The sequence below is a fragment of the Desulfomicrobium escambiense DSM 10707 genome (assembly GCF_000428825.1).
Lineage (GTDB): Bacteria > Desulfobacterota > Desulfovibrionia > Desulfovibrionales > Desulfomicrobiaceae > Desulfomicrobium > Desulfomicrobium escambiense.
In genome coordinates this window covers 50,005-76,804 of the sequence record NZ_AUAR01000021.1, presented here as the reverse complement: position 1 = coordinate 76,804, position 26,800 = coordinate 50,005, and the positions used below count along the sequence as shown (strand labels likewise).

The 26,800-nt window shown below is 64.8% G+C and carries 30 protein-coding genes and 1 tRNA gene; 13 read left to right on the top strand and 18 right to left on the bottom strand.

Features of this window, described 5'->3' with window-relative positions; all coding sequences use genetic code 11:
- From G394_RS0114405 to G394_RS0114385, 5 genes are all read right to left on the bottom strand, one after another.
- The coding region (locus tag G394_RS0114405) for a toprim domain-containing protein (protein ID WP_211226295.1) at positions 1-806 on the bottom strand (806 nt) is incomplete at its 3' end.
- A gap of 12 nt (positions 807-818) precedes the next feature.
- A complete protein-coding gene (locus G394_RS0114400; RefSeq protein ID WP_028578254.1) occupies positions 819-1,040 on the bottom strand; it encodes a helix-turn-helix transcriptional regulator in 222 nt (73 codons plus the stop codon).
- A 492-nt stretch (positions 1,041-1,532) separates the two neighbouring features.
- Positions 1,533-1,778, bottom strand: coding sequence for a hypothetical protein (locus G394_RS0114395; RefSeq protein ID WP_028578253.1), 246 nt, complete (start codon positions 1,776-1,778; stop codon positions 1,533-1,535).
- Positions 1,779-1,883: 105 nt separating this feature from the next.
- Positions 1,884-3,086 (bottom strand): tyrosine-type recombinase/integrase, encoded by a 1,203-nt coding sequence (locus G394_RS0114390; protein ID WP_028578252.1) that lies wholly within the window; start codon positions 3,084-3,086, stop codon positions 1,884-1,886.
- A 239-nt stretch (positions 3,087-3,325) separates the two neighbouring features.
- Positions 3,326-3,411, bottom strand: a tRNA-Leu gene (locus G394_RS0114385).
- Between the two features lie 135 nt (positions 3,412-3,546).
- On the opposite strand from G394_RS0114385, the gene G394_RS0114380 reads away from it, so the two are divergent.
- Positions 3,547-3,756 (top strand): hypothetical protein, encoded by a 210-nt coding sequence (locus tag G394_RS0114380; protein WP_028578251.1) that lies wholly within the window; start codon positions 3,547-3,549, stop codon positions 3,754-3,756.
- On the opposite strand, the gene G394_RS0114375 is transcribed toward G394_RS0114380, so the two are convergent.
- Complete coding sequence (locus tag G394_RS0114375; protein WP_028578250.1) at positions 3,727-4,371, bottom strand: 16S rRNA (guanine(527)-N(7))-methyltransferase RsmG; 645 nt, start codon at positions 4,369-4,371, stop codon at positions 3,727-3,729. The genes G394_RS0114380 and G394_RS0114375 overlap by 30 nt on opposite strands.
- 132 nt (positions 4,372-4,503) lie before the next feature.
- On the opposite strand from G394_RS0114375, the gene G394_RS0114370 reads away from it, so the two are divergent.
- From G394_RS0114370 to G394_RS0114330, 9 genes are all read left to right on the top strand, one after another.
- Complete coding sequence (locus G394_RS0114370; RefSeq protein ID WP_043776087.1) at positions 4,504-5,436, top strand: acyltransferase domain-containing protein; 933 nt, start codon at positions 4,504-4,506, stop codon at positions 5,434-5,436.
- Positions 5,433-7,088, top strand: coding sequence for an arginine--tRNA ligase (argS, locus tag G394_RS0114365; RefSeq protein ID WP_028578248.1), 1,656 nt, complete (start codon positions 5,433-5,435; stop codon positions 7,086-7,088). Before G394_RS0114370 ends, argS begins: the two co-directional genes overlap by 4 nt.
- A 15-nt stretch (positions 7,089-7,103) precedes the next feature.
- On the top strand, positions 7,104-7,832 hold the full coding sequence (locus G394_RS20385; protein ID WP_051307221.1) for an SPOR domain-containing protein: 729 nt from the start codon (positions 7,104-7,106) through the stop codon (positions 7,830-7,832).
- 48 nt (positions 7,833-7,880) lie between these two features.
- Entirely contained in the window at positions 7,881-8,756 is an 876-nt protein-coding gene (gene speB, locus G394_RS0114355; RefSeq protein ID WP_028578247.1) for an agmatinase, read from the top strand.
- The gene (locus G394_RS0114350; RefSeq protein WP_028578246.1) at positions 8,756-9,931 is read left to right on the top strand and encodes a class I SAM-dependent RNA methyltransferase; all 1,176 of its coding nucleotides are present in this window, start codon (positions 8,756-8,758) and stop codon (positions 9,929-9,931) included. The genes speB and G394_RS0114350 overlap by 1 nt, the downstream gene beginning before the upstream one ends.
- Before the next feature lie 82 nt (positions 9,932-10,013).
- Positions 10,014-11,816 carry a long-chain-fatty-acid--CoA ligase gene (locus G394_RS19395; RefSeq protein ID WP_084435700.1) on the top strand — a complete coding sequence of 601 codons (1,803 nt, stop codon included), beginning with the start codon at positions 10,014-10,016 and terminating at the stop codon, positions 11,814-11,816.
- Positions 11,817-12,024: 208 nt separating this feature from the next.
- Complete coding sequence (htpX, locus tag G394_RS0114340; protein WP_028578245.1) at positions 12,025-12,867, top strand: zinc metalloprotease HtpX; 843 nt, start codon at positions 12,025-12,027, stop codon at positions 12,865-12,867.
- A gap of 194 nt (positions 12,868-13,061) precedes the next feature.
- Positions 13,062-14,864, top strand: coding sequence for a protein-disulfide reductase DsbD family protein (locus G394_RS19390; RefSeq protein ID WP_051307220.1), 1,803 nt, complete (start codon positions 13,062-13,064; stop codon positions 14,862-14,864).
- Positions 14,865-14,964: 100 nt separating this feature from the next.
- Positions 14,965-16,170, top strand: a complete 1,206-nt coding sequence (locus G394_RS0114330; RefSeq protein WP_028578244.1) for a hypothetical protein — start codon at positions 14,965-14,967, stop codon at positions 16,168-16,170.
- On the opposite strand, the gene G394_RS0114325 is transcribed toward G394_RS0114330, so the two are convergent.
- The 5 genes from G394_RS0114325 to mqnC form a co-directional block, all read right to left on the bottom strand.
- Positions 16,167-16,439: a GIY-YIG nuclease family protein gene (locus G394_RS0114325; RefSeq protein WP_028578243.1), complete on the bottom strand. Its 273-nt coding sequence runs from the start codon at positions 16,437-16,439 to the stop codon at positions 16,167-16,169. The two genes, G394_RS0114330 and G394_RS0114325, sit on opposite strands and share 4 nt — an antisense overlap.
- 5 nt (positions 16,440-16,444) lie before the next feature.
- The gene (trhA, locus tag G394_RS0114320; protein ID WP_028578242.1) at positions 16,445-17,098 is read right to left on the bottom strand and encodes a PAQR family membrane homeostasis protein TrhA; all 654 of its coding nucleotides are present in this window, start codon (positions 17,096-17,098) and stop codon (positions 16,445-16,447) included.
- Positions 17,095-17,754, bottom strand: coding sequence for an NYN domain-containing protein (locus tag G394_RS0114315; protein ID WP_028578241.1), 660 nt, complete (start codon positions 17,752-17,754; stop codon positions 17,095-17,097). The genes trhA and G394_RS0114315 overlap by 4 nt, the downstream gene beginning before the upstream one ends.
- A 76-nt stretch (positions 17,755-17,830) precedes the next feature.
- Complete coding sequence (locus tag G394_RS0114310; protein WP_028578240.1) at positions 17,831-19,054, bottom strand: M24 family metallopeptidase; 1,224 nt, start codon at positions 19,052-19,054, stop codon at positions 17,831-17,833.
- Positions 19,051-20,088, bottom strand: coding sequence for a cyclic dehypoxanthinyl futalosine synthase (gene mqnC / locus G394_RS0114305; protein ID WP_028578239.1), 1,038 nt, complete (start codon positions 20,086-20,088; stop codon positions 19,051-19,053). The genes G394_RS0114310 and mqnC overlap by 4 nt, the downstream gene beginning before the upstream one ends.
- A gap of 126 nt (positions 20,089-20,214) precedes the next feature.
- On the opposite strand from mqnC, the gene G394_RS0114300 reads away from it, so the two are divergent.
- Together G394_RS0114300 and G394_RS0114295 are read left to right on the top strand one after the other, a co-directional pair.
- On the top strand, positions 20,215-20,682 hold the full coding sequence (locus G394_RS0114300) for a YkgJ family cysteine cluster protein (protein WP_028578238.1): 468 nt from the start codon (positions 20,215-20,217) through the stop codon (positions 20,680-20,682).
- Positions 20,682-21,425 (top strand): DnaJ domain-containing protein, encoded by a 744-nt coding sequence (locus G394_RS0114295; protein WP_028578237.1) that lies wholly within the window; start codon positions 20,682-20,684, stop codon positions 21,423-21,425. The genes G394_RS0114300 and G394_RS0114295 overlap by 1 nt, the downstream gene beginning before the upstream one ends.
- A 49-nt stretch (positions 21,426-21,474) precedes the next feature.
- On the opposite strand, the gene lolA is transcribed toward G394_RS0114295, so the two are convergent.
- Positions 21,475-22,125: an outer membrane lipoprotein periplasmic chaperone LolA gene (lolA, locus tag G394_RS0114290; RefSeq protein WP_028578236.1), complete on the bottom strand. Its 651-nt coding sequence runs from the start codon at positions 22,123-22,125 to the stop codon at positions 21,475-21,477.
- 103 nt (positions 22,126-22,228) lie between these two features.
- Here lolA and G394_RS0114285 point away from each other — a divergent pair, with 103 nt between their 5' ends.
- Positions 22,229-23,416, top strand: a complete 1,188-nt coding sequence (locus tag G394_RS0114285) for an MFS transporter (RefSeq protein WP_028578235.1) — start codon at positions 22,229-22,231, stop codon at positions 23,414-23,416.
- A gap of 327 nt (positions 23,417-23,743) precedes the next feature.
- On the opposite strand, the gene G394_RS0114280 is transcribed toward G394_RS0114285, so the two are convergent.
- The 6 genes from G394_RS0114280 to G394_RS0114255 all read right to left on the bottom strand — a co-directional run bounded on the left by G394_RS0114280 (position 23,744) and on the right by G394_RS0114255 (position 26,800).
- Entirely contained in the window at positions 23,744-24,052 is a 309-nt protein-coding gene (locus tag G394_RS0114280; protein WP_028578234.1) for a PilZ domain-containing protein, read from the bottom strand.
- A 70-nt stretch (positions 24,053-24,122) separates the two neighbouring features.
- The gene (panB, locus tag G394_RS0114275; RefSeq protein WP_028578233.1) at positions 24,123-24,956 is read right to left on the bottom strand and encodes a 3-methyl-2-oxobutanoate hydroxymethyltransferase; all 834 of its coding nucleotides are present in this window, start codon (positions 24,954-24,956) and stop codon (positions 24,123-24,125) included.
- On the bottom strand, positions 24,953-25,318 hold the full coding sequence (gene panD / locus G394_RS0114270) for an aspartate 1-decarboxylase (protein WP_028578232.1): 366 nt from the start codon (positions 25,316-25,318) through the stop codon (positions 24,953-24,955). The genes panB and panD overlap by 4 nt, the downstream gene beginning before the upstream one ends.
- Complete coding sequence (panC, locus tag G394_RS0114265) at positions 25,319-26,173, bottom strand: pantoate--beta-alanine ligase (protein WP_028578231.1); 855 nt, start codon at positions 26,171-26,173, stop codon at positions 25,319-25,321. It lies immediately after the preceding gene.
- A 5-nt stretch (positions 26,174-26,178) separates the two neighbouring features.
- Positions 26,179-26,397: a hypothetical protein gene (locus G394_RS0114260; protein ID WP_028578230.1), complete on the bottom strand. Its 219-nt coding sequence runs from the start codon at positions 26,395-26,397 to the stop codon at positions 26,179-26,181.
- The gene (locus G394_RS0114255; protein ID WP_028578229.1) at positions 26,387-26,800 is read right to left on the bottom strand and encodes a DUF2721 domain-containing protein; all 414 of its coding nucleotides are present in this window, start codon (positions 26,798-26,800) and stop codon (positions 26,387-26,389) included. Before G394_RS0114255 ends, G394_RS0114260 begins: the two co-directional genes overlap by 11 nt.

Sequence of the window (26,800 nt, the reverse complement as noted above, 5' to 3'; positions counted from 1 at the left end):
TTGGTGTTTTTCGTCCATCGGTCGTCATCCGCTGCAATCACGAGCTTGGACCCGGGGCAGGCCACCTTTGCCGATGCCGTGGCCGCGGAGAGGTTGCCGGCGTTGAACGCCACGACAACCGCCTGACCTGTCGCCATGGCGATGCTTGCGCCCGTCGCGTAGCCCTCACAGACGAACACGGTGCTCATGTCGCCTGGGATCAGATAGAAATTGCCCTTGGTCTTCACGTCGGAGCCAAAGCGCTTTTTTCCGTCGCCGTCGATCCACTGGACGCCCTGGAACGTGTTCTCGGCATCCCGCAGGGGAACGGCCAGGCGGCCATTTTGGGAGACGCGCACGCCCTCCATTGGAGGGACTTTTTTCTTCACCAGATACTGATGGTCTGCCGGGGCCTGGGGTAGCTGCTGGTAAATGTCCCAGTATTTGTTCGCCGCTTCGGCCCACGCCTCGGCCTGCTTCGCCTCCCGCTCAACCTTGGCCCGCTCCATGCGCAAGTCGTGTTCCGCGCATTCGGCGGCGGTCATCTCGTACCGCTGCTTTGAGCACCACGGGATGGAACTTCCTTCCTTCCAGTTGCCGAAGCAACCGGCGGGGATGCCGTCAGCATGAAAAACGTACCAGCCGCTTTTCGCGCCGGCCTTGTCGTCGGGGAGGTCGAAGCGACGGAGCACGCCGTCTGCTTCGATCTCCTGGGCGCCGTAACCCTCGGCATTCATGGCGGCCCGGAACTTCTCCACGGCGTCACCGAGGACAAGCGGCTCGTCCGCCAGCTTCCCTTGTGGCCCGTAGCCGTTGAGGTCAATCATGACCGCACCCGCCTACGCCTGGGCTTCAGTGGACAGGCGGTCGATTAAGGCCTCAATCTCGGATGCGCGCCAAGCGGTCGTTCTGGGAGACAGCTTAATTCCTTTGGGGTAACGTCCTTCGGCGACGCCGGCCCACCAGGTCGCCCGGGAAACGGGGAAGACTGCCAGGACGTCGTTCACGCGCAAAAAGCGGTCCTTAACAAGCGGGTTCGTGATAGGGGTGTTCTTCGCCATGGAAAATTCCTCATGACCAGGTGGGCACCTCGTCCCGGTGGACATTCATTGTTCACCGTGCGAATGGACGAATAGGCCGCGCCGTGGTCGGTGATGGTTTGCCTTGCCCGCCTCGCCAGACGGAAAGATCCTTGCCGCCCCGGAGCCCCGCGCCTTGGCCTAGAGTTGCCGCTCTAGGCCATTTTTTTGGAGCCCCGTTCGATGTAGTCTATTTTGTACAGACAAAAAAATTTATTGCAAACGCAACACATAGACGAATTTCGTCTATGTGTTGCCCATGTACAGCTCATTTTCTGACGGCGCAGGTTCAGATTGAAGCGTCCCAAATCCGGCCAGAATAGGTCAAAATAGGTCAAATGGTTCGCCAGAATCAGTTGCTCGTTGATAAAATAGAGACGAAATATTTTTTTGAAAAAAGTTTTCGGACGCAAAAAAAGGGCGCCGCTCCGTGTGGAAGCAGCGCCCTTTTCGCGTTGGGGGAGGGGGTGCGGGTTATGCCTTGGCGGTCGCCATGGCCACGGCCTCGATGGCCGCAATGCGGTCGGCAATTTCGCGCGTGGCCTCGTCAAGAAGCCGCGCCGCCGTTTCGCGTTCGTCGCGGTCCAGTTCGGTCTCGCGAATGAGTTTGGCCACGAGTTGCGCCTTCATGGATGCCTCGCCGGTTGCGCCCAATTCGCGGTCAATACGGTCGTACAGATTGCCTTCGGTCGCCTGGGTCGATACGTTCTGATTAGCCATGGTGTCCTCCTACTAGGACGTTGTGGTTAGGCCTCGTGGGGCGTTCCCGCGCCCCGCGTTGGCCGAATTTCGGCCCATGCCACGATGGCAGGGGACCGGGAAGATTTATTTCTCTCCAGCTACGAGGTGCAAGGGGATGACCTGCGCCCCGTCCCTCAGTTTGTCGAGGAAGTCGGCCCACGCCTGCATCATCTTCCTGCGCTCGGGCAGGTACTGCGCGAAGTTGTAGGCCGCCCGTACTCCGTCCCGTTCCGCGTGCGCGAGCTGCCGCTCGATGGCGTCACGATTCCACCCCTGCTCGTTCAAAAGCGTGCTGGCCATGGATCTGAACCCGTGGGCACACTGCTGCTGCCGCGTGTCGTACCCCAGATAGCGCAATGCCGCGTTGATTGTGTTTTCCGACATTGGCCGGGCCGACACCCTGCCCGGAAACAAGTACTTGCCGTCGCCGGTCAGGGGGCGCAGATCCTCGATGATGGCGATGGACTGCTTCGCCAACGGCACAATGTGCTGCACCTTCATCTTCATCTTCTCGGCCGGTATCCGCCATTCCCTACCCTTGATGTCGATTTCTCCCCATTCCGCATGACGCAGTTCGCCAGGACGGACGAACAGGAGCGGAGACAGGCGCAGCGCGCACCGGACAACATGAGAGCCCTGATAGCCCTCGATGGCCCTGAGAAGTTGCGCGATGTCTTTGGGGTCTGTCAGACTGGCGTGATGCTTGTGGCGTACTGGCGTGAGAGCGCCTTTCAGGTCGGCGGAATTGTCCCGCTCGGCCCTGCCGGTCGCCACGGCGTAGCGGAATACCTGGCCAATGACTTGGTGCATCCTGTGGGCAAGGTCGGTGGCGCCTCTGTTCTCCATGATTCTAAGCACGCGCAGGATGTCCTGCGGCTGAATGGAGTTGATGGGCTTGTCACCGAGAAAGGGGAAGATGTCTTTTTCGAGACGGCGAAGGATCTTCGCGCGGTGGACTTCGCCCCACTTCACTTGATGCTTTTCATGCCACTCACGGGCCAGGGGCTCGAAAGCATCGCCGGTGGGCGCGTCCAGTTCTTTGCGGGGGTGAATGCCCTGGGCAACGAGCTTGTTGTACTCCAAGCAGGTCGCGCGGGCGTCGGCCAGGGAAATTTCGGGGTAGGAGCCGATGGAGAGCAGGATGGTTTCGCCCTTCATCATCTTGCGATAGCGCCAGAGCTTTGAGCCGTTCTTCTTGACCGCGAGATATAGCCCGTTGTGGTCAACGATGAGCAGGTCTTTTTCCTTCGCCCTGGCGTTCCTGATCTTGGTATCAGTCAACGGCATCTTGCATACGCTCCGTGGCTCAAAATGATTTGCGGGAAGGCCCGTCATTTCTGGATTTCGGAGATTTCTTGCATACGAAACACGTCGTTCGCGCCCCGTATACAAGCCGGGTATGCAAAAAATAGATGGATGTCAAAGGACCAAACGGACAAAAGGGACTTCCTCGGACTATGCGCCCTCAGACTATCCCTTGATTTTATTGCCCTTTTTTACAGAACGGATTCTGTCGGACTTTTATATGGTACCGGAGGCGAGACTCGAACTCGCAAGAGGTTGCCCTCGGTGGATTTTGAGTCCACTGCGTCTACCATTCCACCACTCCGGCGTGAGGTGACTCAATTAGTGAAGGGCCATGTCAAAGTCAACCGGATTCTTGGGAAAGGAGCCCCTGGAGCTTTGACCGCGACGGCCGCATGTGGCAGACGGGGGCGGTTGAAAACGCACACGATCCGAGGATGCCATGCTGAGCGAAAAATTCCTGAACGAATTCGAAGAATACCTGACCTCCGGACGTCTGGAGGAGGACTACGGCTACTCCGGCGAGGACCGCAAGATCGAGATCCTCGAATACCTCGAGCGCTTCATGGACCTGGCCGAGGAAGTCGACAAGGTGGCCACGAAGCTCCTCATGCCGCATCTTTCAGAAGTCTTCCCCGACAAGACGAAATAGCCGGAACCAGCGCGTCTTTCCCGCCACGGCATAGTCCTTCTCGACGTCCAGCGCGAAGCCCTCGACGGTCTCGCCCGTCGCCTCGTTGCTCATGACCAGCACCCGGCCGCCGGGGGCGAGATAGCCGCGGACCTCGGCCAACAGCTTTTTCCACGGCATGAAGGCGCGGCTGACGATGAGCCCGGCCTGGCGACGGGCCTGCGGCAGGGCCTCCATGCGGGCGCAGAGGACGCGGGTGCGCGGCAGGCGCATATGCGCCGCGGCCTGCTCCATGAACAAGGCGCGCTTCTGCCTCGGCTCCACCAGCCAGTAGTCCCCGGCGGTCCAGAAGACGCGCAGCGGGATGCCCGGCAGGCCCGCGCCGGCGCCAAGGTCCAGGGTTTCGGCCGGCTGGGGCTCGATGGTCTGCAACAGGTCGGCCAGATGCCAGGAGTCCTGGATCAGCGTTTCCAGGATTTCCGGCCAGGTCTCCGGGCCGACGAGGTTCATGCGGCTGTTCCACTTGACCAGCAGGCCTAAGTAAACGGCCAGCATGCCGGCCTGGTCGTCCGTGAGAACGCGGCCGAGCCGAGCTGAGGCGGCGGCCACACTGGCCGCGTCGAGAGTTTCGTTCATGATCTGCCCTGTCCGTTTTGGGTCTTTGATTCCCCGCGGCCGCGGCTCGGCCAGGCCGGGGATTTCCCCCTTTACCTGCGGGGGTGCTGCGGATACAAGCAGCACAGTTTTTTGACTGGAGGAACAGTGAATATGGTAAGCATCGTTTTTCCCGGCCAGGGCTCCCAGGAACCCGGCATGGGCCGTGATCTGGCCGAGCACTCCGCCGAGGCCATGGAATTGTGGAAAAAGGCGGAACGCCAAAGCGGCCTTCCCCTGCGCGAAATATACTGGGACGGCGACGAAAGCGCCATGGCGGCGACGCGGAATCTGCAGCCCGCCCTGACCGTTGTCAACATCAACCTCTGGCGCTTCCTGGCCGCAAAGCTCAATCCCGCGGCAGCCGCCGGGCACAGCCTGGGCGAATTCTCCGCCCTGTGCGCCGCCCAGGTCCTGCCCGAGGACCAGCTGCTCGAACTGGTCTGCCTGCGCGGCAGGCTCATGGACGAGGCAGCCAACCAGGATGGCGCCATGGCCGCCATCCTCAAGCTGGAACAGGCCCAGGTGGAATCCCTGGTGGCAGCCGCCGCCGCGGCCACGGGCCAGGAGATCCGCATCGCCAACTACAACACCCCGGGCCAGTTCGTGGTCAGCGGGCACGCCCAGGCCGTGGACCACGTCTGCGCCGGCACCAAGCCCCTCAAGGGCCGCGCCATGACCCTGCCGGTCAGCAACGCTTTCCACTCGCCCTACATGAGCGAGCCCGGCGCCGAGCTGTCCCGGTACATGGACAAACTCGACTGGCGGGACCCGAAGATTCCCGTCTATCTGAACGTCACGGCCAAACCCGAGCCCTCCGGCGCGGCTCTGAAGGAGGTCATGAAAAAGCAGATGACCTCGTCCGTACTCTGGACCCAGACCATCGAGAACCAGTACGCCGACGGCATGCGCGCCTTCATCGAGCTGGGCCCCAAGGGCGCCCTCTCGCGCATGATTTCGCAGATCCTGAAGGACCGGGACGGGGTGAAGACCCTGGCCGTGAGCAACCTTGAACAGTCGGCCGCCATCGAGGAGACCCTGGCATGAAAGCCAAGAACTACATTTTCGAAAAACTGACGGCCTTCATGGCCTCCAAGGGCTTTGAGCTGCCCGCCAAGACGACCATCGAGGCGCCCAAAAGCGAACAGCACGGCGACATGGCCACCAACATCTCCATGGTCATGCCCAAGGAAAAGGGACAGAACCCGCGCGCCCTGGCCGAAGGCATCAAGGCGGACCTGCTGGCCGCCTGCCCCGAGATCGAGAGCATCGACATCGCCGGCCCCGGCTTCATCAACTTCACCTTCAAGCCCGCCTTCTGGCAGGACGTGGCCCTGACCGCCCTGGAAAACGGGTCGAACTTCGGACGCGTCGATGTCGGCAAGGGCCGCCGCGTGCAGGTCGAGTACGTCTCGGCCAACCCCACGGGGCCCCTGCACATCGGACACGGCCGCGGCGCCGCCGTAGGCGACAGCCTGACGCGCATCCTGCGTTTCACGGGCCACGAGGTCGAGACGGAGTACTACCTGAACGACGCCGGCCGCCAGATGCGCCTCCTGGGCCTGGCCGTGTGGGTCCGCTACCAGCAGGCCTGCGGCATCGAAATCGAATTTCCCGAGGATTGCTACCGCGGCGACTACATCAAGGACATCTCCGCAGCCCTGCTGGCCGAAAAGGGCCGGGCTCTGCTGGACCTGCCCGAGGAGAATGCCCTGGACCTGTGCTATGAGCGCGGCATGAAGGACATCCTCGACGGCATCAAGAAGGACCTCGTCGACTTCCGCGTCGAGCACCAGCACTGGTTCTCGGAAAAGAGCCTGGTCGACGGAGGGCTGGTCGAGGCGACCCTGAACCGCCTGCTGGCCGAGGGCCGCGCCTACGAGCAGGACGGCGCCCTGTGGTTCCGGACAACGGAGTTCGGCGACGACAAGGACCGCGTGCTGCGCAAGTCCGACGGCCTGCTGACCTATTTCGCCTCGGACATCGCCTACCACGACAACAAGATCGGCCGCGGCTTCGACCTCATGGTCGACGTCTGGGGCGCCGACCACCACGGCTACGTGCCGCGCATGAAGGCGGCCATCGAGGCCATGGGCAAGGACCGCGAGGCCCTGCAGGTCATCCTCATCCAACTCGTCAACCTGATCCAGGGCGGCGAGCAGATCGCCATGTCCACACGCGCCGGCAAGTTCGAGACCCTGGCCGACGTCTGCGCCGAAGTGGGCGTGGACGCGGCGCGCTTCATCTTCCTGTCGCGCAAGAGCGACTCGCACCTGGACTTCGACCTGGACATGGTCAAGCAGCAGTCCATGGACAACCCGGTCTACTACGTGCAGTACGCCCACGCCCGTATCAGCTCCCTGCTGCGCAAGGCCGCCGAGCAGGGCGTCGAGCTGCCCGAGCCGTCGCGCGAACTCATGGCCCTCCTGACCACGCCCGAGGACAAGGCCCTGTTCAAGGCCCTGGACGCCTTCGAGGACACCATGGAGCTGGCCGCCCGGACCCTCTCGCCCCACCACGTCAGCCATTACCTGATGGAGCTTGCCGGGCTGCTGCACCGGTATTATACCGTGCACCACATCCTCTCCGGCGAGGACCAGGACCTGCTGCGGGCACGCATCCTCCTCTTCCGCGCCGTGGCCGGCGTGATCGCGAGCGGCCTCGACCTGTTGGGGGTGCATGCCCCGGAACGCATGTAGCCAATCCGGAGTCCCATGATCACACGCAAATCGAGCACAGCGAAAAAGGGAAAGGACTCCAAGGGGTTCACCTTCCAGCTTGGCCTGACGGGCTTCATGTCCCTGGCCGTGCTGGTCGTCATCGGCATGGCCTGGTCCTTCATCCTGGGGGTCATCGTCGGCCGCGGGCACCAGCCCGAGAAGATGGCCATGGACATGGCCCGCCAGGTGCTCCCCGAAGACTTCCCGCTGCTCACGGAAAAGAACGAGGAAGTGCTCAAGGGCGAGGAACTGGAGTTCTTCGAAAAGCTGAAGCAGGGCCCGAGTTCCGTGCCCCCGGCCCCGCCCGCGCCGCCCAAGGCGGCAGCCGCGCCTGCGCCCAAGCCCCAGAACGCGACCACGGTCGCGACGGCGACTGCGGTCGCCAAGCCGCAGTCGGCCATCGACGCGGCCCTGCAGTCGGCGGCCCAGGTGGCCGGACAGGCTGCGCCGCAGGCAGCGACGGAAAATACCAAGGGCGAAGTCTTTGTCTTCAACTACCAGGTCGCGGCCCTGGCCAGCATGGAGCAGGCCCAAACCTTTCTGAAGAAGCGCGACCTCTCGGGGTTCAAGACCACCGTGGTGCAGGCCGAGCACGAGGGCAAGACGTGGTTCCGCGTCTACGTGCACCATCAGGGCACGGTCGAATCGGCCGTGGGCCTCAAGGAGCAGCTCAAGGCCAAGGGCATCGACAACATCCTGCTGCGTTCGCGCACACCGCTGTAAATCACTCCGGGCGGGCCTCGGTCCGCCCGTCTTTTGACGGAGATCCCCATGTACGATGAATTTTTCGATCTCGGCCTCGCTCAGGGCCGGAACATTTTCGTGTTGCCCGTCCCCTACGAGGGCACGGTCAGCTATGGCACGGGCACGCGCCTGGGGCCCGAGGCGCTGTTTCGGGCCAGCGTGCAGATCGAGTCCTACGACGCCGAACTGGATCTGGACCTGACGGATCTGGCCCACTTCACCCCCCTGGCCCCGGTGGATCCGCCCAAAGGCGGCCCCGAGGCCCTGCATGGGGTCTTGCGCCGGCGGCTTGAGGAGTTCGACGCAGGCCGGGACTTCATCCTGACCCTCGGGGGCGAGCACTCGATCCCTCTGCCCCTGTTCGAATTCTACAAGGCTGCCCACCCGGACCTGGTCATCCTGCACATCGACGCCCACGCCGACCTGCGCGAGAGCTACGGCGACACGCCCTACTCCCACGCCTGCATCATGGCCCGCGCCAGGCAGCTGTCCATCCCCCTGGTCCAGATCGGCATCCGCTCCCTGTGCCGCGAGCAGCGCGACTTCATGCGCGCCCAACCCAAGTCCGAGCTCATGACCATGTTCGCCTGGGACCTGCCCTCCCCCTGCGAGGCGGCCGAGCGCGTGCGTGCCTTCGTCGGCGAGCGGCCCATCTACCTGTCCTTCGACGTGGACGGCATGGACCCGAGCGTCATTCCCGGCACGGGCACGCCCGAGCCCGGCGGCATCGCCTACCCCTGGATGAGCCGCTTCTGGAAGGAGCTCTGGCTCGACGGCATGGGCCCGCGACTGGTCGGCATGGACATGGTCGAACTCTCGCCCGTCCACGGCTCGCAGGTTTCGGAAACGGCCGCGGTCAAGCTCATCCAGCGCATCCTCGTCAGCTGGCTCGGGCAGGGCTGATGGCACCCGCAAACGGCCACGATCTCCCGGCCCTGCGGGTCGAGAAGCTGCTCTGGCGCGGCCGAGGTCTGGCGCGCCTGGAGTCGGGACAGGTGGTCATGCTCGAACCGGGCGTACTGCCCGGCGAGATCGTCGATGCCCGCGTGATCAAGGCCTCCAAGGATTTCCTGCAGGCCGAAGCCGTGCGCGTCACGGAGCCGTCGCCCATGCGCGGCGTCCACCCCTGCCCCCACGCCGCCCTGTGCGGCGGCTCGCGCTTCGGCATGGTCAGTCCGGAAACGGGTCTCGCCCTCAAGACCGACATCCTGCGCGACGCCCTGTCCCGAGCCCTGGGCCGCAGCCACGGCGCGGAACTGCCGGAGATCGGCGTGGTCCCGAGCCCTCGGGGCTGGCGCTACCGCTGGCGCGGCCAGATCCACGTCCGCGGCGGCCGGCCCCACGCCATGGCCCACGCCAGCAACGACCTCGTGCCCCTGACGGACTGCCATCTCCTGGCCGCCCCCCTGGCCGCGGCCATGCCCGCCCTGGCCGCCGGCCTGCCTGACGGCCGCTTCACCATCGCGGCCAGCCCCGACACGGGCCAGGCAGCCACGGAACGCGACACGCTGCTGCTGCCCTTCTCCTTCCCGGACTACGGGCTGACCCTGGAATTGCCGCCGTCCACGTTCTTTCAGGCCAACTGGGAACTGAACCGCGTCCTGGTGCGCACGGCCGTGGACGAGCTCGAAGGTTTCGACCGCATCGCCGACCTCTTCTCCGGAGCCGGCAATTTCGCCCTGCCCCTGGCCAGCCGGGGACGGAAGGTCCTGGCCGTGGAAGGCTCGGCCGAGGCCGTGGACACCGGGGTGCGCAACGCCGAAAGGCTCGGCCTCGCCTCGGTCCGGTTCCGCGCCGCCAACCTCTCCAAGCCGGCCCCCTGGAAGACGGTGCGCGACTTCGCACCCCGGGCCGCCATCCTCGACCCGCCCCGCACTGGCGCCAAGGGCGTCGGCCAGACCCTCGCGGGCATAGCAAGCCTGCGGCGCCTGGTCTGGGTGTCCTGCGACGTGGTCAACACCATCCGCGACGCGAGGCCCCTCCTGGACGCCGGCTGGCGCCTGTCGTCCCTGCGCCTCTTCGACATGTTCCCGGGCACCTGGCATATGGAGGTGCTCATGGTCCTGGACCGCCCCTGAGGCCGCGTCCGCCGCGGGGACTTGCGCGGAAAGACGCGGGACTGTAGAAGTTTTTCCTCACATCACTTTCCATGGAGGGTCCATGATCGCAGAGGGCATCAACAGAATCTGGCTCAAGCATTACGATCAGGAAGTCAGTCCGAACCTGGACTACGAAATCATCCCCCTCTATGAGGTCTTGGAGCGTGCAGCCGCCAACCACCCCGACCGGCCGGCCATCGTCTTCAACAACTGGACCGTCACGTTCAAGAAGCTCAAGCGCCTGGTGGACCTCTGCAGCGCCAACCTGAAGAAGGCCGGCGTCCAGCCCGGCGAGCGGGTGGCCGTCATGCTGCCCAACTGCCCTCAGACGGTTATCACCTACTGGGCCTGTCTCAAGCTCGGGGCCGTGGTCGTCATGACCAACCCCCTGTACATGGAGAAAGAGCTGGTCCACCACTTCAACGATTCCGAAGCCAGGACGCTCATCACGCTCAACCTGCTCTGGAAGCGCATAAGCGGTCTGCGCGACAAGCTGCACCTGAAGCGCATCTTCGTCACCTCCATCGCCGACTGCCTGGGCTTCCCCCTGAATTTCCTCTACACCATAAAATCCAGGCGCGAGTACAAGCTCGGCCCGATCCCCTACGACGGGCAGACCGTCCTGCCATGGAAGGGGCTCCTCAAGCGGACGGCCATCCAGGACCCGCACCCCGTTGACCCCAGGAAGGACCTGGCCGCACTGCAGTACACCGGCGGCACCACGGGTGTGTCCAAGGGGGTCATGCTGACCCACGCCAACCTCATCTGCAACGCCCAGCAGGCCAAGGCCGTGCTGCACACCATCAAGGAGACGGGCGAGACGATCCTGGGCCTCCTACCCCTCTTCCACATCTACGGGCTCACGGTCTGCGTCAATTTCGGAACCCTCATCGGCGCGACCCTCGTGCCCATGGCCAAGTTCGTGCCCCTGGACGTCCTGAAGACCATCCACAAGAAGCGGCCGACCATCTTCCCCTGCGCCCCGTCCATCTTCATCGCTCTGTTGCAGCAGAAGAATCTGGAAAAGTACGATCTGGGATCGGTGCGCTACTGCATCTCCGGCTCGGCGCCCATGCCCGTGCCCATCATGGAGAAGTTCAACAGCCTGACCAACGGCGCCAACATCGTCGAGGGCTTCGGACTGACCGAGGCCTCGCCCATCACGCACCTGAACCCCCTGCGCGGCAACAGCAAGAACGGCTCCATCGGCCTGCCCTTCCCGGACACGGACGCGGCCATCGTCGACATGGAGGTCGGCTCACTGCCCCTGCCCGTCGGCAAGATCGGCGAACTGGTCATCCGTGGGCCGCAGGTCATGCAGGGCTACTGGAAGCGGCCCGACGAGACGGCCTCGGTGCTCAGGAACGGCTGGCTCTACACCGGCGACATCGCCTACATGGACGAGGACGGTTTTTTCTTCATCGTCGACCGCAAGAAGGACCTCATCATCACCGGCGGCTACAACGTCTACCCGCGCGAGATCGACGAGGTCCTGCACGAACACCCCGCCATCAAGGAGGCCGTCAGCGTCGGCATCACGCACCCCACGCGCGGCGAGATCATCAAGGCCTACATCGTCCTGCGCGAGGGCCATGCCCTGAGCAAGACCGACGTCCTGGCCTTCTGCCGCGAGAAGCTGGCCAACTACAAGGTGCCCAAGCAGGTCGAGTTCCGCGACGACCTGCCCAAGAGCATCGTCGGCAAGGTCCTGCGCCGGGTCATCCGCGAGGAGGAGGAGCGCAAGGGACACGACGCCTGCGAATGCGAGCCTGACGTGGAGGTAAACGGCGACGGCAGCGAGGAGCCTTCGAAGAAGGACAAACGGGCCAAAAAGAAGAAGAAAGGCGACAAGCAGTCCTCTTGACACCCCCCGCGGCGGTCCTTATTTTCACCACGCAAAGGGGAGTAGCTATCGGTTCCGGGATGTCCCGCACCGACCCGCGGTTCGTCAGTACGGCGCACAGGCCCGGACCCGGGAATCCGACACACGTCGAGATCAGCAAGACCTTTATCCCAGCATCGCCGCGGATAAAGGTCTTTTTCATTATCCGCGGCTCAACCGGAGGAATTCCATGAACCAGATAAAGACCACGCTGCTGCTGACCATGCTGACCGTCCTGCTGGTCGCCATGGGCGGCGCCATCGGCGGCAAGTCCGGCATGATCATCGCCTTTCTCATCGCCGGCGGCATGAACTTCTTCGCCTACTGGAACTCGGACAAGATCGTGCTGCGCATGTACAACGCCCGCGAGGTGACCCGCGCCGAAAGCCCGGACTTCTACGGCATCGTCGAAAACCTGGCGCGCAAGGCGGACATGCCCATGCCCAAGGTCTACGTCATCCCCTCGGACACCCCCAACGCCTTCGCCACGGGCCGCAACCCGCAGAACGCCGCCGTGGCCGCGACCACGGGCATCATGCGCATCCTCTCGCGCGACGAACTCGAAGGCGTCATGGCCCACGAGCTGACCCATGTCATGAACCGCGACACCCTCATCTCGACCATCGCCGCGACCATCGCCGGAGCCATCTCCATGCTCGGCAACATGCTGCAGTGGGCGGCCATCTTCGGCATGGGCCGCAGCGACGACGAGGAAGGCGGGGGCGGCATCTTCGGCGCCCTGGCCATGGCCATCATCGCGCCCATCGCGGCCATGCTCATCCAGATGGCAGTGTCCCGCTCGCGCGAGTTCATGGCCGACGAGGGAGGGGCTAAGCTCAGCGGCAAGCCCAAGGCCCTGGCCAGCGCCCTGACGAAGCTGCAGCAGGCAGCGACCATGGTGCCCATGCAGGAGGCCACCCCGGCCACCTCGCACATGTTCATCATAAACCCCCTGACCGCGTCCAGGCTGGCCAGCCTCTTCTCGACCCACCCGTCCACCGAGGACCGCGTGGCCAGGCTGATGGCCATGTAGCCGCGACGGATTTTCTCCCCTCCGGCGTCACGCCGGAGGGGCTTTTTCGATGGACCGGTGAGCCGTCTCCTGTAAACACGGCGAAGCCTCCCCTGCCGATACGCCTCCAGAATCGCCTTTCCTCGCTTGCCACCACCTCCCGAAGCACCTAAAAGGAAAACTCGGCCACAACGTTCAGCCACCCGTGCCCAAACATGACACTACGCGCCGCTTTCATCCTGATCTGTCTGGCAGTCCTGAACATCGCCGCCCCCGCGGGCGCCGCCGGACCCTACGAAGTCTCCCTGCAGGCCTTCCGTACCGACGCCCCCGCAACCCCGGTGCTCGGCGTGGTGACGCTCACCCCCGCACCCGAGTGGCATGCCTACGGCAACGTCCAGGGGCCGTCGGGATTCCCCACGACCGTGACCGGCCAAGCCGACGGTGCCGACCTGGACGCCCTCTACCCGCCGGCCGAACCAGGCCCCGACCCCATCGACCCGAGCCTGACCGTGGAACTCTACAACGGGCCGACCCCCTTTTTCCTGCCCATGGCCAAGGCTCCGGCCAAATTGACGGTCCGCCTGAACGCCCTGCTCTGCTCGGCCACCACCTGCCAACCCCTGCGCGAGGACCTGGAACTCGCGGTCACGGACCCGGCCGGACTGCCCCGGGCCGAAGACCAGCAGTGGTGGCCCCTGTACCTGCTATCCACGCCCGGAGCCGCCGAGTCGCTGCCCGAGACTGCCGTCGAAACACCTGCTGACGCCGAGACGCCGAAGCCTGCCGTGTCCTTCAGCCCGCGCTATTTCGCCCCGGGGCTTGAGGTCCATACCCTGTCCAAGGCAGCCGGCCTGGCCTTCCTGGCCGGCCTGATCCTCAATTTCATGCCGTGCGTGCTGCCCGTCATCACCCTGAAGCTGCGCTCCTTCATCCCGGCGGCGTCCGGCATGCCCATGCAGCAGCGGCAGGCCTTCCGCGCCCACAACCTCTTCTTCGCCCTGGGCATGATGCTCTACTTCCTGATCCTGGCCGGCATCATTGCCGCCACGGGCATCGCCTGGGGGCAGATATTCCAGCAGCCCTCGGCCATCATCACCCTGACGGCCGTCGTCTTCGCCCTTTCTCTGAGCCTTTTCGGCGTCTACGACCTGCCCCTCATCGACCTCAAGGGCAAATCCGCCGGGGTCAAACACCACCCCCGGCTCGAATCATTCACTACCGGCATTCTGGCCACCGTCCTGGCCACGCCCTGCAGCGGGCCGTTCCTGGGCGGGGTCCTGGCCTGGGCCCTCATCCAGCCGCCGAAAATCATCGCCCTGGTCCTGAGCTGCATCGGCCTCGGCATGGCATCGCCCTACCTGGCCATGGCCCTCATGCCCGGTCTGTACCGTTTCCTGCCCAGGCCCGGAGCCTGGACCGCGCACCTGGAACGCCTGCTCGGCTTTCTTTTGGCCGGGACCTGCGTCTACCTTTTCGGGCTGCTGCCGACCTCTGCATACCTGGACGTGCTCATCCTCCTGTGGGCCATCGCCGTGGCGGCGTGGGTCTGGGGCAAGCTCACGGACCTGAACCAGTCGATGTTGCGCAGATGGTCCATCCGTTCCTCCTGCGTGGCCCTCGTGACGGCGGTTGTCTTTCTCCTCTTCCGCCCCACCGTCCACCAGGATCCCTGGCAGAATTTTGAAATGCCCAGATTTCAGAGCCTGCTCGGCCAGGAAAACCTGATTCTCGACTTCACCGCGGACTGGTGCCCCAACTGCAAATTTCTGGAAAAGACGGTGCTCAAACCCGAGAACAGCGCCCGCATCGCCAGGGATTTCAAGGCCACGCTGCTGCGCGTGGACCTGACCCGCCACGATCCCGAGCTCATGGCCCTGCTGGAAAGCATGGGTTCCAAGTCCATCCCCATCCTGGCCATCTTCCCCAAGGAACGCCCGGAGAGCCCCCTGGTGCTGCGCGACCTCTTCACCAGCGGACAGCTCGACGAGGCCCTCGAAGCGGAACTGCGGCCTTAAGACGACTTGTTCTGCCGGTGGAGACAAAAAAGTAGCCCCTTGCCCTTCGATGTGCTATTTTCTTTGTAAGGGCCGCATAACGCGGCCCGAGCGGGAAAGCATGCACACTGCCCTTTTCCTCCTTCTCGTTCTTCTCCTTTCGCCGACGGCCGTTAACGCCGCGTCGCCCCCTTTCGTCATGCACTTCTTCTACGGCCAGGGCTGCCCCCACTGCGCCAAGGAGGAAAAGCTCCTCCGGGAATACGAAAACCGCTACGGCAACCTGCGCATCGAGCGGTACGAAGTCTATTTCAACACGAAAAACATGGAACTGCTCGAAAGGGTCGCCGAGCGGCTCAACGCCCACTCCGTCGCCGTCCCCTTCCTCGTTGTCGGGGAGGAATGCATCATAGGCTTCGACGAGACCTTCACCCCGGACATGATCAGGACGCTGGTCGCCAAATGCCTGCCTGGGGACTGCCCGGACCTGGTCCGTCGAACCAGCGAAGGCGAAAAGGCGCCACCGCCCCCGAAGGCCGCACCCGACGCGGCGCCCGAAGCGGCAACTGCGCCGGGCACGCGGATCATCACCGTCCCGCTGCTGGGCGACATTGACGTCCTGGCTTTCTCCCTGCCCCTGCTGACCGTGGTCATGGGCTTTCTGGACGGGTTCAACCCCTGCGCCATGTGGGCCCTGGTCTTTCTGATCGGCCTGCTGCTCGGCATGCGGGACCGCACGCGCATGTGGCTTCTGGGCACCGTCTTCATCGCCGCCTCGGCCTTGGTCTATTTCCTCTTCATGGCTGCCTGGCTCAACCTCATCCTCTTCTTCGGGCTCGTCATGTGGGTCAGGGTCGGGATCGGGCTCATCGCCCTGGCCGGAGGCGCGTACAGCCTCAGGGACGCCCTGGCCAACGAGGAAATCAGTTGCAGGATGAACGGCAGCGAGCGGCGCAAGCACTTCCGCATCAGGCTGCGGTCCGTCATCGGGCAGCACAGCCTGCTGCTGTCCCTGATCGGGATCGCGCTCCTGGCCTTCATGGTCAATCTGGTGGAAGTCGTCTGCTCGGCGGGGTTTCCGGCCATCTACACGCAGGTCCTGTCCCTGAACGCGTATCCGGCCTGGAAATACTATTCCTACATTGCCCTCTACATCTTCTTCTACATGGTCGACGACCTCGTCGTCTTCGTGGCGGCCATGCTGACGCTGGAGGTCACGGGCGCGACCACGACCTACGTCCGCTACGCGCGGATGCTCGGCGGGGCGCTCATGCTGGCTGTCGGGCTGCTGCTCATCTTCCGCCCGCAATGGCTGATGTTCGGCTAGGATTCGGGCCAGGCCAGGCGGCCGCAGATCAGATCGTCCTTGCGGCTGCGGGGCAGGCCCTTGAGCCAGCGTTCGAGGGTCAGGGCCCGCGACCGGCCGCCTGCAGGCGCGGAAAAGGCCAATTCGAGGGGGCCGCGGCCGCGCAGGTACTTGGCGGCCCTGGGCCCGCCCGAGGCGTGCTCGGACAGGCGGCGGGAAACGTCGGTGGTGATGCCGGTGTACAGCGTGCCGTCGCCGCAGCGCAGCACGTAGACGAACCAGTCGGCCACGGGAATCAGGCCGGGAGCGTGTGCAGCACGGAGAAGAAATGCAGGGTGCTGCCGGCGATGACGAAGAGGTGCCAGATGGCGTGGCTGTAGGGCAGGCGCTTCCAGACGTAGAAGACCACGCCCAGGGTGTAGGCCAGGCCGCCCAGGGCCAGCAAGGTCAGGCTCGTGCCCGGCAGGGAGGCGTACATGTCGCGCATGACCAGCACGCACAGCCAGCCCATGCCGAGGTAGATGGTCAGAGACAGTCGCTTGAAGCGGTACACGAAGCAGCATTTGAGCACCACGCCCGCCACGGCCAGAATCCAGACCACGGCGAAGACGATCCAGCCGGTGGTGCCGCGCATGGAAACCAGCATGAAGGGCGTGTAGGTGCCGGCGATGAGCAGGAAGATGGCGCTGTGGTCCAGGGTCTTGAGGATGCGCTTGGCGCCCGGCAGCGGGATGGCGTGGTACAGGGTCGAGGCCAGGTACAGCAGGATCAGTGTGGACCCGAAGATGGAGAAGCTGACCACGTGCCAGGCGTCGCCCTGGGACACGGCCGAGACGATGAGCACCACCAGGGCGGCGATGGACATCCCCGTGCCCACGGCGTGGGTGATGCTGTTGGCGATCTCCTCGCCCATGGTGTACTGCGAGACGAACTTTTCGAGGCTGGTCATGAGTTCCTCCTCTCCGCGGAGCCTGCCTGGGGGCCGTCGCCCTCGGCCGCCTGCTCGCGGCTTGCGTTGTCCACTTCGGTCGCGAAATCATTGATCCAGTGAATGCGGTCGGCCCGGCACTGCAATTCCGAGGATACCCCGTCGCGGAAGACCACGAGTTCGATGGTCTTGCCCTGCTCCGAGAGGTGTTCCACGGCGTCGAGCAGGTCCGAGTCGCCCGAGGACAGCAGCAGCGTGTCGTAGTTGCGCTGATGGATGAGGGACAGGGTGGCGATGCCCACGTCCACGCCCTTCTGGATCTCGTTGAAGACCCGGTGGGTGGTTTCGCCGTTCTGGTTCTGGCAGCGCAGGGAAACCTTCTGCCCGCACTCCTCGCAATAGGCCTTGTCGGCCCGCTGCTGCTTGAGGCCGTAGAACTTGGTGATGATCTTGGGCCCCATGGGCGGGCCGCTGCGCAGCCAGCGGTGGAAATTGTCCTGGCCGTCCGAGGGCGGGTTGGGCGTGGAGTTCAGGTAGTAGGCCCGCCAGATGGGGCCGTCCTGCTCCAGGTACTGGCGCAGGCGCAGGTAGCTGAACTCGTAGCCGCTGCGCACGCTGTGGCGGGCGTTGAACATGTAGCTCGCGTCGATGAGCCAGAGCTTGCGTTTCGGGGTCATTTTTCCTCGGTGGAACGAGTGCTTCGATCCGTATTTTTCATTCATGCCACAATCCCCTCCCCGCCGCCAGTCCCGCCTAAGCCGGGAACGTCGGCCCGAAGCGCTCGCCCGTCAGGCATCTGCCGCCCTCGGGCGTGACCACGAAGGTGTTCTCCACGCCGACCATGCCCAGGCCCGCGATGCCGATCTTGGGCTCCAGGGCCAGGACCATGTTCTCTTCCAGAGGACGGTCGAAGGTCGGGGCGAGGACGGGCCACTCGTCGATGGCCAGGCCGATGCCATGCCCCAGGAACCCGACCTTGTTGCGCCCAAGGCCCATGAACCCCTCGCCCATGCCGTTGGCCAGGGCGATGCGGATGCAGTCGCGGTACAGTTCCGCCGGCACGGCCCCCGGCACCAGGCGGCTGGCCAGGTGCTCCTGGATCTGCAGACAGAAGTCCTGGGCCCGGTCGGCCTCCTCAGGGATGACGGATTCCTCGGCCCAGTACACCTGGGTCTTGTCCGTGTGGTAGCCCTCCAGGCAGAAGCCGCAGTCCAGCGCCAGGGGCTCGCCGCGCTGCCAGACCTTGCCGGCGTAGCCCAGGAACGGCAGGACCGGGTGCGCCCCGCGCAGGCCCAGGGGGCCGTTGAAGACCGTCGGGTAGTTGCCCGAGTCGCCGGCCGCCACATGCCCCAGAAAAATCTCCTCGCCCGCGTTCTGCATGCGCATCATGCCCTGGTGGCCGTGGCTGTAGAAGGCGTCCCACACGGCCAGGGCGATCTCGCGCTCGGTCATGCCCGGGCGGATCATGTTCGGCAGGGTGTCGTTCAGGGCCTTGTCGTGTCGCTCTCCGGCCAGACGCAGCTTGGCCAGCTCCCAGGGCGTCTTCACGGCCCGGGTCCAGGCCAGGGCCGTGTCGCCGGGCGCCAGGACCACGCCGGGGAGCTTCGAGCGCAGCAGTTCGCCCATGGACCAGGTCAGGCCCGTCATCTCCACGGCCACCTCGTCGCCCATGGGCACGCCGGCGTCCTGCAGCAGCGTCGGCAGCTGGGAGTAGGACTTGAACTCGACGATGCGGCTCATGGGCGAGTCGAGCTGCGCCCGCTCGATGCCCTTGCGGCACAGGAGCACGGCCTCGCCGTCCATGGGCACCCACAGCACGCCGCTGACCCAGGCGCCGGTCAGGTGGTAAAGCGCCAGACGCGAGAAGACAAGTATGCCGGACGCGGCCGGGTTCAGCGTGTTCAGGTGCAAACGCAGGCGTGCGGTGCGCTCCGCCACCTCGGACAGGGGCATCCGCTCAAGGGAGAGAAAGCTCACGCGACCTCCTCGCACAGGGTATAGTCCATGGTCCGCCGCCTGGGAGTGAAGCCGGCCTTCTGCACCAGGACGCGCAGTTCGGCTTCGGGCAGGCGGAAGTGCACGCCCGTGGCCGCCACGACGTTCTCCTCCAGCATGGTCGAGCCCATATCGTTGGCGCCCCACATCAGGGCCAGCTGGCCGACCATGGGCCCCTGGGTGACCCAGGAGGCCTGGATGTTGTCGATGTTGTCGAGGTAGAGGCGACACAGGGCCAGGAACTTGAGGTATTCGTGGGACGAGGTCTCGGGCATCTCCATGCGCGTGTTGCGGGGCTGGAAGGTCCAGGGGATGAAGGCCGTGAAGCCGCCCGTGCGGTCCTGCAGGTCGCGCAGGCGGTCGAGGTGCTCGATGCGCTGGTCGAAGGTCTCGCCCTGGCCGAACATCATGGTCGCCGTGGTGCGCATGCCCAGGCCATGGGCTGTCTCCATGACAGAAAGCCACTGGTCGGCCGAGCACTTGCGCGGGGAGACGCGGTTTCTGACCTCGTCGACCAGGATCTCGGCGCCGCCGCCGGGCATGGAATCGAGGCCGGCCTCGCGCAGCTGCGTCAGAATATCGGCCACGGGGCGCGACTCCCTGCCGCTCAGGTAGAATATTTCCGAGGGCGAAAAGCCGTGCACCGCCACCTGCGGGAAACTCGTCTTCAGGGCCCGCAGGAGGTCCGCGTACCAGGCCAGGGGCAGGTCCGGGTTCATGCCGCCCTGCAGCAGGATCTGGTAGCCGCCCAAGTCCACGGTTTCCTGGACCTTGGCCAGGATCTCGTCCGTGGACAGGACGTACCCGCCCTCGTCGCCCGGGCCCTTGAAGAACGCGCAGAACTTGCAGCCCGACACGCAGACGTTGGTGTAGTTGATGTTGCGGTCGACGATGTAGGTCACGACCCCTTCGGGATGCATGTCCATGCGCCGGCGGTGGCCGAGTTCCCCCAGGGTGAAGACGTCGTGCATGTCCCAGACGTATTGTGCTTCGTTGCGTAGCATGCGGGTTTTCATGGGCGATCCTTGTGATGACGTTGTGCTGGCCGAAGTGCTAGCCCCGGGCGGGCCGAGAGGTCAAGGGCCGGGCCTTGCCAAAGGCGGCCCCTTGTGGTTGAAGTCGGGGCCACGCGAGGAACGATCATGACCATATCCGTATTCGACTGCCGCATGTGCGGCCATTGCTGCCAGGGCCGGGGAGGCATCGTGGCTTCGGCCCCGGAACAGGAACGCCTGGCCGCCTTCCTGGGCCTTGACGTCGCCCAGTTCCGCGAACGCTTCACCGAGCCCCAGGGCAAGAAGACGGTCCTGCGCTGCGGCGACGACGGCTACTGCATCTTCTTCGACCGCGACAAGGCCTGCACCGTGCACCCGGCCAAGCCCGACGTCTGCCGCGCCTGGCCGTTCTTCCGCGGCAACCTGGCCGACGCCGTGAGCTGGGAGCTGGCCCAGGACTACTGCCCGGGCATCGTGGCCGAAAGCGGCCACGCCGAGTTCGTGCGCGTCGGTCTGGCCTACGTTCTCGACAGCGGCCTGGCCAAGAGCGGCCGCGAGGACGAGGCCGGCGCCCTGCGCGTCGCCGATCTGTGCGGGAAGACGGAAGAGAGCTGATGCGCCTCTCCGAGTGCTACTCCCTGCTGGAGGTTTCGCCCGGCGCGACCCTCGACGAGATCAAGACCAGCTACCGCCGCCTGGCCTTCAGGTACCACCCGGACCTGAACCCCGGCGACGCGCGCGCGGCCCAGCGTTTCACCCGCCTGAACGAAGCCTACGTGCTGCTGAAGAAGAACCTGGAACGTCCGGTCGAACCCGAAGACAACTCCGAGGGCGGGCGGCGCTACAGCGCCGAAACCATCCGCCAGGAAGAGGAGGCCAAGATCAAGCGCGGCGGCCGGCCCTACGGGGGCTTCTCGGCCAGACAGGAGGAGGTGCTGCGGGACATCCTGAACGACCCCTTCGCCAAGCAGGTCTTCGAGGACATCTTCAGCAAGCTCAAGCGCGGCGTGGAGCCCGGCACGGAACCTGCCGAACCCATCCGGACCAAGAGCCTCAAGGTCAAATGGGGGGATCGCGACCTGAATTTCAATCTGGGCCGGGGCCTCGTGGCCTCGGTCAAGGATTGGGCGGCGCGCCAGCTCGACGACCGCCAGACCGTGCGCATGCCCGCCCGCTCCCTCATCCCCGGCACGACCCTGCGCGTGCAGATCAAGCACCGCTTCAGCCCGGAGCCGCGGACCATCGACGTGACCCTGCCCCCCGACTTCGTGGTCGGCCGGCCCATCCGCCTGCGCGGGCTGGGGCGCCGGCTGGGCCCCTGGCGGGGCGACCTCTACCTACGCTTCCTGGCCGTCTGAACAGAACCCAAGGGGCCCGGAGTTCGTTCGAACTCCGGGCCCAATTTTCTCATTCTTCCTTCATGCCTTCGATGACTTCGGTCCCCTTGGGGGGGACCAGGGTGAACTCCTTCTCGTCCACAGGCACGTCAAGCTCCAGGCCCGTCAGTTCGAGTTCGTTCACGTTGCCGAAGAAATCCACCAGCTTGATGCGCTCCATGATGTCCTGGCCCGGACGCACCCAGACCTCGCCCTCCACCAGATTCGGTTCGGGCTCCTTGGGGATGAGCTTCAGGTGGCGGAATTCGCCGTCCATGCCCAAATCCTGGACCGTGAAGTCGTCCTTGAGGTTGGCTTCGCCGGACAGGAAGCGGATCATGGTCTTGGAACTCAGGACCTGCTCCACCGTGTAGCGGTAGACCGTCTCCTCGTCGGGAAAGTATTCCCAGACTGTGTCCTTGCCGATGATCAGCAGCTCGTTCTCGGGGCTGGTCGTCTCCCAGCGGATGAAGCGGGGCCGCGCGAAGGCGATGTTGCCCAGGCGCTCCTGCACCTCCCGGCTGGAGGCGTTGGTCAGCTTCTGCAGGAAAAAGCCGCGGAAGGACTGCAGCGAATCGTAGCGCTGCTGGATCCTGTCCGTCAGGTCGTCGGCCTGCGCGCCCAAGGCGCCGCCCAGCACGATCGCCAGGGCGAAAAGAATGTTCATGATATGTCGAGGCACGTGAACCTCCCGGTTTGTGTTGATTTTGCGGTTCATTGCACGTATCGGATGTTCCCTTTACGCCAGTCGGGCGAATACAAACTTTCCTTGCAGTTGTTAAGCCATGAACCCATTCCCTGAAAAAATATCCCCCTTCGCCCCGTCCCTGCCGGCCCTGACCCTGCTGACCACGGTCTTCTTCGCCAACTTCCTGGCCCAGACACTTTTCGGCCCCCTGCTCCTGCCCATCTCCGACCATCTCGGCCGCAGCCTGGCCGCCAGCGCCAACCTCTTCATCTTCCTCTCGGGCGGCTACAGCCTCGCGGTGCTCTGTGCGGGCTTCGTCTCGGCGCGCCTCGGGCACAAGGGGACCATCGTCGCCTCGGTGGCCGGCATCGGCCTGGGCCTCCTGGGCCTCGCCGGTTGCGACTCGTTTTTCGGCTTCTCGGTCTGGATCCTGCTCATGGGCGCCGGGGCCGGGCTGTACATGCCCTCCAGCGTGGTGACCATCACCGAGGTCACGCCCACGGCCCACTGGGGCCAGGCCTTCGCCGTGCACGAACTGGCCCCGAATCTGGCCTTCATCGCCTCGCCTCTGGTGGCCGAGGCCTTCATGGGCTCGGCCGGGTACCCGATGTTGTTTCGCCTGCTGGGGGCATTGTGTCTGCTCCTGGCGGCCGTCTACGCCCTGCGCGGCCCGCGCACGGTGCGGCCGGGCATGCCCCCGGTCCTGCGAAACGTCAAGGTCATCGCCGTCCGCCCCGCCTTCTGGATCACGGTCCTGCTCTTCGTGCTGGCCGTGAGCGTGGAGGTCGGCGTCTACAACCTCGTGCCGGCCTTCCTGGTGCAGGAAAAGGGGCTCGACCGCGAGACGGCCAACATCATTCTGGGCTGCTCGCGCATCGCCTCCCTGGCCTTCCTGCCGGCCACGGGCTGGATCATCCGCCGCATCGGCTACCGCCGCACCCTGGCCCTGTGCCTCGTCGGCACGGGCGCGGCCACGGCCCTGTCCGGGTACGGCCCCCTGTGGTGGACCGTGGCCATGCTGACCCTGCAGCCCGTCTTCGTGGTCTGCTTCTTCCCCGTGGGCTTCGCCGTCCTGTCCCTGGTCTGCCCCAAGGCCACCAACGACCTGTCCGTGTCCCTGACGGTCATGTGCACCTCCGTCATAGGAGCAGGTTTCATGCCGGCCCTGCTGGCCTGGGGCGGCGAGACCTTCAGCTTCGCCCTGTGCTTCGTCCTCTTCGGCCTGAGCATGTGCGCGGCCAGCGCCCTGGCCGTGACCAGACTGCGCATCCCCGACCAGGCCTGAGACATTGGCCCCGCAACGCCGTGCAGGCATGATGTCATTCCCGCGAAGGCGGGCATCCATGTCTTCAAGGTTTCAGAATTCATGGATCCCCGTCTGCACGGGGATGACACGGTGACGAGGCGGGAGGATGCCGCCAATAATAACGCCGAAATGCCGCCCCAGGGATGCGTCATTCCCGCGAAGGCGGGAATCTATGCCTTTCCAGCCATTTTCACGTACTCCCCGCTTCACACTGCGAAATCCGTGCGCATGAAAAAATCCCCGCGGGAAATTCCTTTCCCGGGGGATTCCTTTCCGCCTGCAACGCGCCGAAGCCGGCGCAAAGCCTCATTCGTAGCGGGTCCAGCGCAGGGGTTCAACGTACTGCACCCCGACGGCGTAGCCGCCGCTGCGGGACGGCACGCACCATTTGACCTTGGCCCGCACGTCGCGCGCCAGGCCGATCAGGTCCTGCGGCAGGCGGATCATGACGCTCGCCCCCTTGTCCAGGGCCTCGGTGTGCAGGAAGCACAGCCCTCCCCGGCTGAAATTGGAAACCGTGGCCGGGACCGAGCCGGCCGCGAGGGACGTGGATATCTGCACCAGATACTGCTTCTCGTGTCTCGGCCATTGCCGGCGGTTGATCTTGGGCAGCATGGGTTCCTCCTGGCGGTGTATGCCGAAAATCTGCGCGCAGCCTAGCAGCGAACGCGACAAAAGGACAGCCTCAGCCGTCCCCGTAAATACGCTTCAACTCGGCCTCGTTCATGGTGAAGGTGTGCTCCGGGCCGGGGAACGTCCCTTCCCGCACCTCGCGGGCGTACGCCCCGACGGCATCCTTGGCCTTGACGCCCAGTGTCTCGAACTTCTTCACGAACTTGGGCGTGAAGCGGTCAAACATGCCCAGGGTGTCGTGCCAGACCAGCACCTGGCCGTCGCAGGCCGCGCCCGCCCCGATGCCGATGGTCGGGATGGACAGGCGGCCGGTCACGAGCTGCGCGACCTGCACGGGGATGCATTCGAGCACGATCATGAAGGCCCCGGCCTCTTCCAGGGCCAGGGCGTCGCGCAGGAGCTTGTTGGCCGCCTCGGCCGTGCGTCCCTGCACCTTGTACCCGCTCAGGGCCGTGGCCGACTGTGGCGTCAGGCCCACGTGGGCGCAGACCGGGATGCCGGCCCGCGTCAGGGCCCGGACTTGGGCGGCGATCTCCTCCCCGCCCTCGACCTTGACGGCCTCGCAGCCCCCCTCCTGCACCAGCCGCCCCGCGTTTTCCAGGGCCTGGGCCGGAGATATCTGGTAGCTCAGGAAGGGCATGTCGGTGACGACGAAGGTCTTCCCGGCGCCGCGCCGGACGGCACGGCTGTGGTGGATCATGTCGGCCATGGTCACGGGCACGGTGGAATCGTAGCCGAGCACGACCATGCCCAGGGAATCGCCCACCAGGACGACGTCAACCCCGGCCTCCTCCGCGAGTCTGGCCGACGGATAGTCGTAGGCCGTGAGCATGACGATCTTTTCGCCGTCCTTCTTCATCCGGAGGAAGTCATTCAGGGTTTTCATCTGCTGTCTCCGTTCGTTTTCGTGATTTCATTGTCCGGACCGACCAGGACCACGACCGGTTCATGGCCGGGAATCTCGTCCGGGGTCAGCTGCACGTAGGAGGCGATGATGACCTTCTGCCCGCGGCGGCCCTTGTGGGCCGCGGCGCCGTTGAGGCAGATCTCGCCTTTCTCGCCGAGGATGACGTAGGTGGACAGGCGCTCGCCGTTGTCCACGTTGTAGATGTCCACGCGCTCGTTGAGGTGGAACCCCGCGGCTCGGATGAGGTCCGGACAGATGGCCACGGACCCCTCGTAATCGACCTCTGCGCCGGTGATGGTCGCCCGGTGCAGCTTGGCCTGCAGAAACGTACGTAAAGGCATTTATCTCTCGAAGGCTACATGAATGTTGTCGATGAGCCGCGCCTTGCCCAGGCGCAGGGCCACGGCGGCAAGGACATCGTCCCGGACCCGCTCGACCGTCTCGATGGTCGCGGGGTCCACCAGTTCCAGGTAATCGAGGCGCCCCATGGGAATGTGCGCTTCGTAGTACTTCCCGACGGCTGCGCGCAGGGCGTCCGCATCGGTCTGGCCGGAGCGGACCAGATCCTCCAGCAGGAGGAGACCACGGCGGATGTGCGGGGCCACGGCGCGCTCTTCGGGAGTCAGATAGACATTGCGCGAGCTCATTGCCAGCCCGTCGGCCTCACGCATGATGGGACGGCCCTCGATGCGCACGGGGATGTCCAGTTCGCGCGTCATCTTGCGGATCACGGCCAACTGCTGCCAGTCCTTCTCTCCGAACACGGCGAAAGTCGGCTGGACCAGGTTGAAAAGCTTGCAGACCACCGTGGCCACGCCCCGGAAATGGATGGGCCGGGAACGGCCGCAGAGGTTCGTGGTCAGCTCCGGCACCGTGACCCAGGTGCCGTGGTCCGGAGCATACATATCGTCACGGACCGGAGTGAAGAGCGCGTCCACGCCGGCCTCCCGGGCCAGTTCCGAGTCGCGTTCCAGGTCCGACGGGTAATTTTCCAGGTCCTCGCCGGGGCCGAACTGGGTCGGGTTGACGAAGATGGAGGCCACCAGGACGTCGCAGTGCTCCCGGGCCCAGCGCATGAGGCTCAAGTGCCCCTCGTGCCAGTAGCCCATGGTCGGGACCAGCCCGACCGTCAGCCCCTCCCGACGCCAGACGAGCCCCAGCTCCTGCATGGCCGCGGGCGATGCGATGCGCAGCATGTCGTTCATCTGGACGCTCCCTGCACGTGCATGTCGAAACACTCGCAGCCGCAGTCGCAGACGACCTGATCGCCCCGACGGCGGCCGTCGGAGTCGTCGACGACGTCGAAGAGGACGCCCGAATCGCGGTCGTAGTCGAACTCCATGCCGATGACATCGACCATGCCGTAAAGGCCGCACTTGCGGCAGATGAAATCCCTCAGTTCTCCGAATTTAGCGTGCATTGTCGTCCCCCTGCGAGAGGCTCAGGCTCTCCAGTTGGATATTCAGGGCCTGCGTGGAAATGTGAATCTCGCGAGTGGACAGTCCCAAGGAGACCAGCATGGCCACAAGACTCAGCCCGAAGAGAATTTTGCCCAAAAGCACAAGGCTGGCGAAAAGACAAAACATGCACAGGACGCACAGAAAGAGACTGAGCACCCCATAAAGCTGCATGAGACGGATGAGGTTGACCCGCTGGCGCAGGCTCTCGATCTGGGCCAGGATGGAGGGGCCGTGGCTCGCCTCGTAGCGGTCGTGCAGGGTGCGGATGCGTGAACCCAGGGCCAGGAAACGGTTGGTATAGGCCAAGAGGACCAGGGAGATGGTCGGGAAGAGCAGGGCCGGTGTAGTCAGGGAAATTTCCAT